The sequence below is a fragment of the Paraburkholderia acidisoli genome (genome assembly GCF_009789675.1).
Lineage (GTDB): Bacteria > Pseudomonadota > Gammaproteobacteria > Burkholderiales > Burkholderiaceae > Paraburkholderia > Paraburkholderia acidisoli.
Genome location: NZ_CP046915.1, coordinates 972,525 through 985,292 on the forward strand (window position 1 = coordinate 972,525; position 12,768 = coordinate 985,292).

9 protein-coding genes are annotated in these 12,768 nt (G+C 68.3%); 3 read left to right on the top strand and 6 right to left on the bottom strand.

What is annotated here, in order from left to right:
* Positions 1 to 60 precede the first annotated feature (60 nt).
* Positions 61 to 1,362, top strand: coding sequence for an aspartate aminotransferase family protein (locus FAZ98_RS26540; protein ID WP_158955653.1), 1,302 nt, complete (start codon positions 61 to 63; stop codon positions 1,360 to 1,362).
* 135 nt (positions 1,363 to 1,497) lie between these two features.
* Here the strand turns inward: FAZ98_RS26540 and FAZ98_RS26545 are convergent, their stop codons facing one another.
* From FAZ98_RS26545 to FAZ98_RS26570, 6 genes are all read right to left on the bottom strand, one after another.
* A complete protein-coding gene (locus tag FAZ98_RS26545; protein ID WP_158955655.1) occupies positions 1,498 to 2,517 on the bottom strand; it encodes an alcohol dehydrogenase in 1,020 nt (339 codons plus the stop codon).
* A 250-nt stretch (positions 2,518 to 2,767) separates the two neighbouring features.
* Positions 2,768 to 3,757, bottom strand: coding sequence for an NHL repeat-containing protein (locus tag FAZ98_RS26550; protein ID WP_158955657.1), 990 nt, complete (start codon positions 3,755 to 3,757; stop codon positions 2,768 to 2,770).
* Positions 3,758 to 4,066: 309 nt separating this feature from the next.
* Complete coding sequence (locus FAZ98_RS26555; RefSeq protein ID WP_158955659.1) at positions 4,067 to 5,452, bottom strand: efflux transporter outer membrane subunit; 1,386 nt, start codon at positions 5,450 to 5,452, stop codon at positions 4,067 to 4,069.
* Positions 5,453 to 5,456: 4 nt separating this feature from the next.
* Positions 5,457 to 7,514: a MacB family efflux pump subunit gene (locus FAZ98_RS26560; protein ID WP_158955661.1), complete on the bottom strand. Its 2,058-nt coding sequence runs from the start codon at positions 7,512 to 7,514 to the stop codon at positions 5,457 to 5,459.
* On the bottom strand, positions 7,508 to 8,701 hold the full coding sequence (locus FAZ98_RS26565) for an efflux RND transporter periplasmic adaptor subunit (protein WP_158955663.1): 1,194 nt from the start codon (positions 8,699 to 8,701) through the stop codon (positions 7,508 to 7,510). Before FAZ98_RS26565 ends, FAZ98_RS26560 begins: the two co-directional genes overlap by 7 nt.
* A gap of 121 nt (positions 8,702 to 8,822) precedes the next feature.
* Complete coding sequence (locus tag FAZ98_RS26570; protein ID WP_158955665.1) at positions 8,823 to 9,680, bottom strand: AraC family transcriptional regulator; 858 nt, start codon at positions 9,678 to 9,680, stop codon at positions 8,823 to 8,825.
* A gap of 256 nt (positions 9,681 to 9,936) precedes the next feature.
* Here FAZ98_RS26570 and FAZ98_RS26575 point away from each other — a divergent pair, with 256 nt between their 5' ends.
* Together FAZ98_RS26575 and FAZ98_RS26580 are read left to right on the top strand one after the other, a co-directional pair.
* Entirely contained in the window at positions 9,937 to 12,165 is a 2,229-nt protein-coding gene (locus FAZ98_RS26575; protein ID WP_158955667.1) for a TonB-dependent siderophore receptor, read from the top strand.
* A gap of 120 nt (positions 12,166 to 12,285) precedes the next feature.
* On the top strand, positions 12,286 to 12,735 hold the full coding sequence (locus tag FAZ98_RS26580) for a low affinity iron permease family protein (RefSeq protein WP_158955669.1): 450 nt from the start codon (positions 12,286 to 12,288) through the stop codon (positions 12,733 to 12,735).
* The last annotated feature ends 33 nt before the right edge of the window (positions 12,736 to 12,768 follow it).

Below are 12,768 nucleotides of genomic sequence, written 5' to 3' on the forward strand. Positions count from 1 at the left end.
TTCGATTTTGTAAATGCAGCGCGCTGGCTAGACTGCAAGCTCACCCCGAGGAGAACGCCCGTGTCCCGCAACGACGACGCCACTTTCTGGCTCAACGCCCGGCAACATCTGATCCGCTACGGCGGCACGTTCGAACCGATGATCATCGAGCGCGCGCAAGGCAGCTTCGTCTACGACGCCGACGACCGCGCGATCCTCGACTTCACCTCCGGCCAGATGAGCGCCGTGCTCGGCCACAGCCATCCGGAGATCGTCGCCGTCATCAACGAATACGCGGGCAAGCTCGACCATCTGTTCAGCGGCATGCTTTCGCGGCCCGTGGTCGATCTGGCCACGCGTCTCGCCGACCTCACGCCGCCGGGGCTCGACCGCGCGCTGCTGCTGAGCACGGGCGCGGAGTCGAACGAAGCCGCCATCCGCATGGCCAAGCTCGTGACGGGCAAGTACGAGATCGTGGGTTTCGCGCAGTCGTGGCACGGCATGACGGGCGCGGCGGCTTCGGCCACGTACAGCGCGGGGCGCCGCGGCGTGGGTCCGGCGGCCGTGGGTTCGTTCGCGATTCCCGCGCCGTTTCCGTATCGCCCGCGTTTCGAGCGCAACGGCCAGTACGACTGGCGCGCCGAACTCGACTACGCGTTCGATCTGATCGACCGTCAATCGAGCGGCAATCTCGCGGCCTTTATCGCCGAGCCGATCCTGAGTTCGGGCGGCATCATCGACCTGCCCGTGGGCTATCTGGCGGCGCTCAAGGAAAAGTGCGAAGCGCGCGGCATGCTGCTGATCCTCGACGAGGCGCAAACGGGCGTGGGCCGCACCGGCACGATGTTCGCGTTCGAGCGCGACGGCGTGACGCCCGACATCCTCACGCTCTCGAAGACGCTGGGCGCGGGCCTGCCGCTCGCGGCCGTGGTGACTTCGGCGGCGATCGAGGAGCGCGCGCACGAACTCGGCTATCTGTTCTACACGACGCATGTCTCCGATCCGCTGCCCGCGGCGGTGGGTCTGCGCGTGCTGGACGTGGTGGCGCGCGACGGCCTCGTGGCGCGCGCCAACGTCATGGGCGAGCGCCTGAAGCACGGCCTGCTCGATCTGATGGAGCGTTTCGACTGCATTGGCGACGTGCGCGGGCGCGGCCTGCTGCTCGGCATGGAAGTGGTGAAGGACCGCCGCACGAAGGAACCCGCCGACGGTCTGGGCGCGAAGATCACGCGCGAATGCATGAAGCTCGGCCTGAGTATGAACATCGTGCAGTTGCCGGGCATGGGCGGCGTGTTCCGCATTGCGCCGCCGCTCACGGTGAGCGAGGAGGAGATCGATCTGGGCGTGTCGTTGCTGGGGCAGGCGATCGAGCGGTCGCTGTAAAAGGGGTCGCTGTAAATCGTCCGCTGTGAATCGTCCGCTGTAAAAGTGGATACGACGGCGGCGATAAACGCGGCATCGGCATAAAACGGCGGCGCGTCCATCACGCGCCGCCGCTTTTTATCGTCGATGACAAGCTTATTTGCCCGGCGTGAGCACCACCCGAAAGCGCGCCTTGCCGCTCATCATGTGCGCATACGCTTCGGGCGCCTGCGCGAGCGGATATTCCTCCGTCATCGGCTTCACGCCGGAGAGCGCGCTGAACGCGAGCGTTTCCTGCGAGTCGGCGGCGGTGCCCGAGGGCCAGCCCTGCACCGAGTTGCGGCCCATGATGAACTGCGCGATGGGGACTTCGACCGGCTCCTGCGAGATGCCGACCATGATCATCTTGCCGTCGATACCCAGGCCGCCGATGGCCGCGCTCATCGCCTTGCCGCTCGTGGCCGTGGCGAGAATCACGCGCGCGCCGCCGAGCTGCTGGAGCGTTTCGGCCACGTTCTGCGCTTCGCTGTCGATGTAATGGTGCGCGCCCAGTTGCTTCGCGAGCGGCGCCTTGTCCTCGCCGCGCGCGATGGCCACGGTCACGAAGCCCATCTTGCGCGCGTACTGCACGCCCAGATGCCCGAGCCCGCCAATGCCGAGAATCGCGACCACGTCGCCGGCGCGCGCGCCGCTCTTGCGCAGGGCGTTGAAGGTGGTGATGCCGGCGCATAGCAGCGGCGCGGCGTCGATGTCGGAGAGATCGTCGGGCATGCGCGCGAGCGCTTCCTGCGGCGCGATCATGTACTCGGCGTAACCGCCGTCGTAACTGATGCCGGGCACGAGCGCGTTCTGGCAGAGCACGAAGTCGCCGTGCCGGCAGCGTTCGCAATGGCCGCAATGGCCGCCGTGCCAGCCCACGCCAATGCGCTGGCCCGCTTGCCAGTCTTGCACGCCCGCGCCCACCTGCTCGATCACGCCCGCGATCTCGTGCCCCGGCACGCGCGGAAACTGCAGGCCGGGCCACTGGCCTTCCACGGTGAGCGAGTCGCTGTGACAGATGCCGCACGCCTGAACCTTCACGAGCACGTGGCCCGCAGGCGGCTCCGGCACGTTGCGTTCGACGACTTCGAGAGGACCGCCCGCTTTCGTTACCTGCACTGCCTGCATCGTTCGCATACGTGCTCCTTGCAATCTGCCAGAGAGAGAACCGGAGGGGATCGTGCGACGCGTCGCGCGCGCCGCACACGAGACATGCGGCACTACCGTCGCGACATTGTAGGACAGGATGCGCAAGCGCCGATTCGAGCGCGGCGTGCGCCGTTTTGCGTTCGGTTTGCGCGCGGCTTGCGTGCGATCGGCTTTCGATCGGCGTTGAATCGGCGCAGGCCGGCGCGGTTCGGCGTCGGTCGGACGCCGGCGCCGTGGTTCAGGGGTGCGCGCCGTCCAGGTCGATCGTGCGGATCAGGCTCGGCGCGTTGGAACTGCGAGCGCGATCGACCACGTAGAGCCGATGCCGGGTTTCGTCGATGGCGACACCGCGCGCGTCCTCGAAATCGCCCGCGAGTTGCGTGAGCGTGCCGTCGGGCGCGATGCGGCAGACGCCGTGCGCGCGGCACTTCGTGTAGAGCGCGCCGTGCGCATCGGCGGCGAGCAGGTCGGGGCCGTCGACACTCGCGAAGACCGGGCCGCCATTCGCGGGCGCGGACGCGGCCAGCAGCGCGTTCAGCGAGTAGCGCAGGATCGCGCCGCGCGACTGGTCGGAGACGAACACGGTGTCGCCGCTCACGGCCACGCCCACGGGTTTCGCGAGCCCCACGACCAGATCGCGCTCGCTCGCGGCGTGCGTCGCGGTGTCGTAGGTCACGAGGCTCACGCCGCCCGTGATGGGCGCCGCGCCGTCCTTGACGAACCAGCTCGAGAGCGCGCGGCCCGCGCCGAGCGAGGCGAGCCCGAGACGGCGGCGCTGCGGCGCGAGTCCCGCGAGCGGCGCCGCCTGGCCCTGATCGACGACGAACACCGTGCCCGCCGTGCCAAAGCCGAAGCGGCTCACGAGCAGCACGCCGGGTGCCGCGAACACGGGCTGGCTCAGCGAATTGGCCTGGCCCGCGACGGCGGGCACGCTGGCCAGCGTGCGCGGGCTGGCCTGATCTGCGGCGACGAGTAGCGCGTTGTTGCGGTCGTCGGTGACGATGCGCGCGCCGTCGCCGGGACGCACGGCAATGCCGTTCGCGCGCGCCGCGAGCGGTTGGGCGATCACGTTGCGCGTGGCGGTGTCGGCAGGCGTCGCGTCGGGCGCGCGCGACGTGGTGCAGGCGCTCGCGAGCAGCGCAACGGCCGCGGCGGCGGCGGCGGCACGCAGCGTGAGGCCGCGCGCGGGCGCGGCGGGCAGCAAACGGGCGGAGAACAACGGCGTCATGGCGAGTCCCTTCGGTGTGCGTCGGATCGCGAGGATTCTACGCAACGCGAGCGCGTGCGTGCGGCCACGGGTGCAAAGTGTTGGGCGCGGGTATTGGTCCGCGTCGCCGCCTGATGTATCGCCGTGTCGGTACGGTGATCTGCCGATCCGCCGATCCGCCGATCCGCCGATCCGCCGACCCGCCGACCCGCCGACCCGCCGACCCGCCGATCCGCCGATCCGCCGATCCGCCGATCCGCCGAACCCGTCGACCTGCCGCTAAGTCGCTAAGTCGATGCCGCCCCATCGATCCGCCGCCCCCGCGCCGCTTCACGCGCCTGCGCGTTGCCAGCCGCCGCCCAGCGCGCGATACAGCGACACCGCGCCTTGCAGCCGCGCGAGCCGCAATTGCACGCCTTCGTCCTCGGCCGCGAACAGCGTTTGCTGCGCATTCAGCACGACGAGCAGCGTTTCGGCGCCCGCGCGATAGCGGCTTTGCGCGAGCGCGAGCGCGCGCCGCGCTTCGTCGAGTTCTTCGGCGTGCGCGGCCAGTTGGGCCTCGATGCCGTGAATCGCGTTGAGCGCGCGCTCGACGTCGCCGAACGCCGCCACGATGGCCGCGCGGTAATTCGCCAGCAATTCGGTGCGCTGCGCGATGGCGAGATCGCGCCCGGCCGCGAGCGAGCCCGCGTTGAAGATCGGCGCGGTGAGCCCCGCCGCGACGCTGTAGAGCGAGTTGTCGAACAGCGTGCGCACGCGTTCGCTGCCGAAGCCCACGGTGCCCGAAAGCGTGAGGCTCGGCAGCATGGCGGCGCGCGCGGCGGCGACGTTCGCGCTGGCGGCCGCGAGCTGCGCTTCGGCGCGCGCGAGGTCGGGGCGCTGCACCAGCACGGCGGACGGCACGCCCGCGCCGATCGCGGGCACCTGCACGGCGTCGAGCACCGTGGTCGCCACCTGCACGCGCGTGACCGATGCGCCGAGCAGAACCGCGAGCGTGGCGAGGCTGTCGTTGGCGTCCTCGCGGCGCGCTTCGAGCGTGCGCCGCTGCGCCGCGACTGCCGCGCGTTGCTGCGCCACGTCGAGCCGCGTGGCCGCGCCCGCGCGATATTGCGATTCGACGGTCGCGAGAATCGCGCCGGCCGTGTCCAGGTTGCGCTGCGCGATCGCGGCGCGCTCGCGCAGCGCGACCGTTTGCAGCCAGCTATTGGCGGTGTCGGCGCAAACGGTGAGCGCCACCGTGTCGCGGTCGAAACGCGAGGCGTCGTAGTTCGCCACGGCCGCATCGCGCAGCGCGCGATGGCGGCCCCAGAAGTCGAGTTCGTAGCTGGCGGCGAGGCCGAGGTCGAAACTCGTGCCCGCGACTTCGTTGTTGACGACGAGGCCGCCCTGGCGCCCCGCATCGGCGAAACCCGACACATTGGGCCAGAGCGGCGCGCCCGCAATACGCGCGCTGGCCTGCGCCTCGCCCACGCGCGCCACGGCGGCGGCGATGTCGTTGCTGTTCGCGTGGGCTTGCTGCACGAGCGCGTCGAGTTCGGCGTTGCCGAACGCGGTCCACCAGTCGCGCGGCACGGCCGCGCCTTGCGTGTCGGCGGCGGTGGCGAATTGCCATGCGGCGGGCGCGCTCGTGGCCGGTGCGGCGGGGCGCTCCAGGCTGCATGCGGCGAGCGCGAGCGAAACCAGAGAGAAGGCCAGGGCAGCGAGCGTGGGTTTCATGAGGTCATTCGCTCGCAAGGGCCACCACCGGATCGAGACGCGCGGCCTGGCGCGCGGGCATGAAGCCGAACACGAGGCCCGTGAGCAGCGCGCACGCGAACGCGCCGAGAATCGCGCGCACCGAGAAGATCGCGGGCGCACCCACCGCGATCAGAATGGCGCCGATCGCGAGACCGCACACCACGCCGAGCACGCCGCCCACGCCCGACACCAGCGTGGCTTCGGTGAGGAACTGGCGCAGGATGTCGCGCTGGCGCGCGCCCGTGGCAATACGGATGCCGATCTCGCGCGTGCGCTCGCGGACCGTCATCAGCATGATGTTCATCACGCCGATGCCGCCCACCACGAGCGAAATGGCCGCGATCAGACCGAGCATGAGCGTGAGCGTGCTTTGCGTTTCGGTTTGCGCTTTCACCGAAGCCGCGCGGTTATAGACCTGGAAGTCGTGAACGCGATGCGCGGCGTCGAGCGCGGCGGTGATGCGCTTTTCGGTGTCGTCGGCGAGATCGAGCCGGTCGATCAGCACCGAGATCCACGAGAGATTCGTGGTGCCGACAATGCGGCGCGCACCCGTGGACCACGGCATGAGGATCACGTTGTCGTCGTCGGAGTCGCCGGAACTCGCGCCTTTCTCCTCGAGTTCGCCGATCACCTGGAAGGGCACGTTGTTGACGAGCACGTAGCGGCCCACGGGGTCGGCCTCGCCGAAGAGCTTTTCGCGCATGCGCTTGCCGATCAGCACCACGGTCGCGAGGCGGCGTTCGTCGTCGGCGGTGAAGAAGGTGCCGCGGCTCGTTTTCCAGTTGAGCACCGTGGGCGCGTCTTCGGTCACGGCCCAGAGCGCGGCCTGCGCGTCCACGTTGCCGTAGCGCGCGGTGGCGTAGGTCGCGAGAAACGGCATCGCCATGCCCACGTTGGGCACCTCGCGCACGATATCGACATCGGCCATGGAGAGCGTGCCGCCGGGCCCGCGCGGGTTGTCGCCGCCCGGAATCACGTAGATGCGGTTGGTGCCGAAGCTCGCCATCTTCTCGATCACCTGCTTTTCCGTGCCCGCGCCCACCGCCATCATCACGATCACCGAGGCCACGCCGATGATGATGCCGAGCAACGTGAGCAGCGTGCGAAAACGGTTGATCCACAGCACGCGCCACGCGGCGCGCAGCGCTTCGCGCGTTTCGGCGAGGAACGACGCGGTATGCGCGACGCCGTCTTGCATCGCCGCCATGAATGCGCGCGCATCGAGCAAAGCGGGCGAGGCGAACGAGGCGCGCGCGCCGTGCCCGTGGCTCGCACCGGCGCTGTCCTGGGAATCCGAAACAATCTCGCCGTCGCGGATCTCGATCGTGCGATGCGCATGCGCGGCCACGTCGCGATCGTGAGTGATGAGCACGACGGTGTGGCCCGCGCGCGCGAGGTCGTCGAGCAGCGTCATGACTTCGGCGCCGCTATGCGTGTCGAGCGCGCCCGTGGGTTCGTCGGCGAGCACGATGTGGCCGCCGTTCATGAGCGCGCGGCTGATCGACACGCGTTGCTGCTGGCCGCCCGAGAGCTGGCCGGGGCGATGATCGAGCCGCTCGCCGAGACCGAGCCGCGTGAGCAGCGCGGTGGCGCGCGCCGCGCGTTCGGCCATGGGTACGCCCGCGTAGATGGCCGGCACCTCGACGTTCTCGCGCGCCGACTCGGTGGCGATCAGGTGGTAGCCCTGAAACACGAAGCCGAACGCTACGCGGCGCAGCCACGCGAGTTCGTCGGCGTTGAGGGCGGCGATGTTCTGGCCTGCGAAACGATATTCGCCCGAAGTGGGCCGGTCGAGGCAGCCGAGAATATGCATGAGCGTGGACTTGCCCGACCCCGAGGCGCCCACGATCGCGACGAACTCGCCCGAGCGGATCGCCAGATTCACGCCGCGTAACACCTCCGTGGTGGGAAGCGGTTTGCCGTCCGGGCCGCGCGTCTTGCCGCCGTACGACTTGCGGATCGCGCGCAATTCGATGAGCGGCGGGGGCGCGCTGGTGTCGTGATCGGCGGTTGCGCCGTCCGCGGAGGCGGGCGTTACCACGTGAATCTCCCGTCGGCGAGATGCGAGTGCGTGACGCCGGTCACGAGCCGGTCGCCCACGTTGAGGCCCGAGAGCACTTCGCCGCTCAGGCGGTCGTGCACGCCGATGCGCACGTCGCGCGTTCGCATGCGGCCGTCCACCTCCACGCGCGCGGTATAGCGGCCCGCCGTGGCGTTCACGGCGGTGAGCGCGGTGAGCGGCGCGACGATCACGTGGCGTGCGCGCGCCGCGACGAAGAAGACCTGCGCGCTCATTTGCGGCTTCAACTGCGCGTCGGTGTTGGCGACGTCGAACAGCACGGTATAGAGCACGACCTTGCCGCTGGTGGGCGCGTTCGCCTGCGTGCCGGTTGGCTGGCCGCTGCTTTCGGGCGAGGTGGCCGGGTTCGGCGGCGCGGGCAGGATCTGGCGCACCGTGGCGTTCCAGCGCCGGTCGGTCGAGCCGAGTGTGGTGAAGTACACCGGCATGCCCGGCTTCACGCGCAGGATGTCGGCTTCGGACACCTGGGTCCAGACCGTCATCGTCGAAAGATCGGCAATGCGCAGGATGTTGGGCGTCTGGTAGGTCGCGTTGAGCGTCTGGCCTTCGCGGGCGTCGAGCGTGACCACGGTGCCGCTCATCGGCGCATAAATGCGCGTGTAGCCGAGCTGCGCCTCGTCGCCCTTGAGGTTCGACTGCGAACCGGCGATCTGCGCGCTGAGATTGTCGAGCGTCGCGCGCGCGGCCACGAGCGCGGCCTGCGCCGTTTGCAGGTCTTCCTCGCGCGTCGAGCCTTCGGCCGCCATGCGGCGCTGGCGGTCGTACTGCTGTTGCGCGAGCACGCGTTGCGCCTCGGCGCCCACGCGCTGCGCGCGCAGGCTCGCGAGCGTGGACTGATCGACGTCGACCTTGGCCTGCTGCACGCTCGGATCGATCTCCACGAGCAGCGAGCCGCGTTGCACGAGATCGCCGGGCTGCACGTGCAGATGGCGAATCTCCCCGGACGCCTGCGAACCCACGTCGACATAACTATGCGGCTGCACGGTGCCGAGCGCGGTCACGCTCGACTCGATGTCGCCGCGCGCGATCGTCACGGTCGTGACGCGCTCGACGGTGCGAACGAACACGGCCCAGGCGCTCCACGCGACGAGCAGCAGAACGATCAGGAACAGGGCGGTTTTCGACCGCCGCTTGAACAGGGAGATCATGGGCGCAGGAGAGTGGGTCGCGCGAAGGGCGGGGCCATGCTACCTCAACTGGCGCGCATCGGGCCGATGTCTCGTCGATATCGGCGGCCGGCCGAACCGCGTCGAGCCGCGCCGAACCGCGTCACGCGTTTTCGAGCCGCCGCAGGTAGCGTTGCGGCGTGTCGCCGAGCGTCTTGCGGAACATCGAAATGAACGCGCTGGAGCTTTGATAGCCGAGATCGGCGGCGATGGTCGCGACCGGCACGTCGAGCGCGAGCTTCGCCACGGCCTCCACGAGCCGCAGCTGCTGGCGCCATTGCCCGAAGCTCAGGCCGGTTTCCTCGCGAAACAGCCGCGCGAGCGTGCGCACGCTCGCGCCCACGCGCTCGCTCCAGATCTCGATCGTGTCATTGTTCTGCGGAAAGCTCAGCAACTGCTCGCAGATCGACCGCAGACGCCGGTCTTGCGGCAAGGGCAGCGTGCCGCTCGTGAGCGGCGAGGCCTGCGAGAGTTCGAGCAGGAACAGCGAGAGCGCGAGCGCCGAGCGGCGTTCCGGCGCGCCGTTCGCGGCGCGGCTTGCGCCGCCGTTCCCGTCCGCATCCTGCTGGGCGACGAGCGTGTTCACGAGCGCGTCGAGCAACTGGCCCACGCGCAGCACCCGGCACGACGTCCAGCGCGCGAGTGCCGCGTCGGCATCGGGCAGCACCCACGCCGAGCGCACGTTCACCGCGCCGATCGCGTGCAGTTCGTGCGGCACCGTGGGCGGCAGCCAGATGCCGTGAAACGGCGGCAGCGTCCAGATGCCGGCGGGCGTGAGCACGCGCAGCACGCCGCGCGTGACGTACACCAGTTGCGCCTCCTCGTGCGCGTGCCAGACCTCGCGAAAGCCGTTCTCGTATTCCCACGTGCGCGCCTCCACCAGCGCGGCCTGCGTGGACGCGCTGATCGTGTAGCGCTGGCGCCAGATCGGATTGACGTTCTCGATTTCGATTTGATCCATCGAATTTAGGCAAAAAGTTGACCGTTTTGCGACATAGGTTGGCAATACAAAGCAAAGGTGCCGCCCGTATCCTTGTCAGTAGCTCGCCGCGCCGTGGATGATGGCGATCGCAAGCGGGAATGATTCTCATTCTCTCATGAACTTTACGTTCGGCTGAACGCTTTGCGCGGCGCTTTTTGCGAGGTCGCGCACTTTTCTGCGCGGTTTTCGCGCGACTTTTTGAACTCACAACGAACTTTCGGGGATGAAACCGGGGATGGCACGACAATCAGCGGGCCGGGCGCGACCCAGCCTGCATCGCACGACGCACACCACACGCCACACGCGGGCCTTCCCGCTTTCGATGATCGCCACGGCCTGCCTGCTGGCGAGCCCGGCTTACGCGCAGACCAGCGCGGGCACGAGCACCGGCACGGACAGCAGCGCCGCCACGGCGGCGACGCTGCCCGCCGTGCGTATCCTGGGCATGCGCGAGGCCGAAACGGCGACGAGCCCGGTGGACGGCTACGTGGCCACACGCACCGCAACGGGCACCAAGACCGACACGCCGCTCGTCGACGTGCCGCAGTCGATCTCGGTCATCACGGCCGACCAGATCGACGCGCAGGGCGCGCAGACCGTGGGGCAGGCGCTGCGCTACACGCCGGGCGTGATCGGCGAACAATACGGCGGCCTGAACACGACGATCGATTACTACGTCGTGCGCGGCTTTCCGAACCAGTTTCCGTTCGTCGACGGTTTGTCGACGCAAACCTACTTCACGCTGCTCGCGCCCGCCGTGGACCCGTACGCGCTCGAACGCATCGACGTCATGCGCGGCCCGACTTCGGTGCTCTACGGGCAGAACATTCCCGGCGGCATGATCAATCTCGTGACCAAGCGGCCCACCGAAACGCCGCTGCACGAAGTCTCGTTCGACGTGGGCAGTCACGGCACGGTGGGCGGCCGCTTCGACTTGAGCGGTCCGCTCACGAAGGACGGCACCGTGCTGTATCGCGTCACGGGCGAGGCGGGCACGGCGGGGTCGCAGGTCGATTACCAGACCGACAAGCGCTTCTTCCTCGCGCCCGCGCTCACGTGGAAGCCTTCCGCCGACACGAGCTTCACGCTGCTGTCGCACTTCAGCTATCGCAACAGCAGCGATCCGACCGACGACCTGCCGGCTGTCGGCACGCTCGTTCCGGGGCCGAACGGCGCGCGCATCGGCACGAACGTGTTCGACGGCGAGCCCAATTTCAACGAGATTCGCCGTAGCGAGGCGTCGATCGGCTACGAGTTTTCGCACCGCTTCAACGAGGCGTTCACGGTGCGCCAGAACCTGCGCTATACGCACGTGAATCTCAACGAAGACGTAATGGGCAATGCCGGTCTGGAGGACGACCAGCAGACGATCGACCGCTACGCGTTCAACGCGCGGGCGAGTTCCGACGTGTTCTCGCTCGACAACCAGGCGCAGTTCAAGTTCGACACGGGCGTGTTGAGTCATACGGCGCTCGTGGGCGTGGACTATGTGCATTCGATCGACCGCTGGGCCGAAAACGACGGCACCGTGGACCCGCTCAATCTCTACAGCCCCGTGTACGGCAGCCCCGTGCAACTGGGCGGCGTGGACTACAGCGTCGAACATCATCTCGATCAGGTCGGCCTCTATGCGCAGGACCAGATTCGTTTCGGCAAGCTGGTTGCCACCTTCGGCGTGCGCCAGGACTGGGCCAGCACCGACGAGTACGATCGCCTCGCAGGCGCAACCGATCAGGACAACGATGCAAAGCGCTTCACGTATCGCGCGGGGCTCGTGTACCAGTTCGACAGCGGCGTGGCGCCCTATGTGAATTACGCGACCTCGTTCCAGCCGGGCCTGGGCGTGACCTACGACGGCTCCGCGCTCAAGCCCACCACGGGCCAGAGCTTCGAAGTGGGCGTGAAGTATCAGCCGCCGGGGCAAAAGAGCTTTGCCATGGTGTCGCTCTACAACATCCTGCAAAAGAACGTGACCGAGGCCGACGTCGATCACCCCGAAGGCAGCTATGTCGTGCAGACGGGCGCGCAGCGCGTGAAGGGCATCGAGGTCTCGGGCGTGGCCGACCTCGGCGCGGGGCTGAGCCTCACGGCCGCGTACACGTACATGAACGGCACGATTGCGTCGAGCGATCAGGGCTACGCGGGCAACCAAGCGCCCAACGTACCGCACAACATGGCGAGCGCGTGGCTCGACAAGACCTTCCAGCGCGGCTGGTGGCGCGGCTTCGGCGTGGGCGCGGGCGTGCGCTATATCGGCCCGCAATACGGCGATCAATCGAACGACGTGAAGATGGCGTCCGTCACGCTGGTGGACGCGGCCATTCACTACGATATCGAGCGCTGGCGCTTCGCGGTGAATGCGCAGAATCTGTTCGATCGCGTGTACGTGAATTGCCAGGGCACGAATTACTGCGCGTACGGCGTGCGGCGCAGCGTGATCGGCCGCGCGACTTATCAGTGGTGATTGCGCTTCGTGCGCTTCGTGCGTTTCGTGCGCGCGCCGGGGCCAGGGCTTGCGGGCGTAACGCGTAGGCGCACGACTTGCTCCTGATCGGTATCGACGGTGCGATCAGGAGCGGTCACCATGAACAGAAGCTGGTTTTCCCGTTTTTCCAGCTGGCTTTCGTCGATGGCGGGACGGCCCGCGACCTTCGTGCTCGCGGCGGTTCTCGTCATCGTCTGGGCGGTGACCGGTCCCATGTTTCATTACAGCGACACGTGGCAACTGGTCATCAACACGTCGACGACGATCGTCACCTTCCTCATGGTGTTCCTGATTCAGAACACGCAGAACCGCGACACCGCGGCCATGCAGATCAAGCTCGACGAATTGATCCGCGCCTTGAACGGCGCGCATAACGCGCTGCTCGATCTGGAAGAACTCGACGAGAAAGAGTTGACGCGCTTTCGCCGGCAATACGAAAAGCTCGCGGACGAGGCGCGCGTGGCCTTGCGCGACGGCACGCCGGACACCGACTCGCCGTTCGTCAGTAGCAACGAGGAAGACGGCGAAGGCAAGCGCGACGGCGCGTAAGTCCGTCGCGTGACAGCATGCAGCGCCGCCGTG

Coding starts and splice junctions, on each gene's coding strand:
- FAZ98_RS26545 (WP_158955655.1), bottom strand. CDS start 2,517: ATGCGAACGATGCAGGCAGTGCAGGTAACGAAAGCGGGCGGTCCTCTC.
- FAZ98_RS26550 (WP_158955657.1), bottom strand. CDS start 3,757: ATGACGCCGTTGTTCTCCGCCCGTTTGCTGCCCGCCGCGCCCGCGCGC.
- FAZ98_RS26555 (WP_158955659.1), bottom strand. CDS start 5,452: ATGAAACCCACGCTCGCTGCCCTGGCCTTCTCTCTGGTTTCGCTCGCG.
- FAZ98_RS26565 (WP_158955663.1), bottom strand. CDS start 8,701: ATGATCTCCCTGTTCAAGCGGCGGTCGAAAACCGCCCTGTTCCTGATC.
- FAZ98_RS26570 (WP_158955665.1), bottom strand. CDS start 9,680: ATGGATCAAATCGAAATCGAGAACGTCAATCCGATCTGGCGCCAGCGC.
- FAZ98_RS26575 (WP_158955667.1), top strand. CDS start 9,937: ATGGCACGACAATCAGCGGGCCGGGCGCGACCCAGCCTGCATCGCACG.
- FAZ98_RS26580 (WP_158955669.1), top strand. CDS start 12,286: ATGAACAGAAGCTGGTTTTCCCGTTTTTCCAGCTGGCTTTCGTCGATG.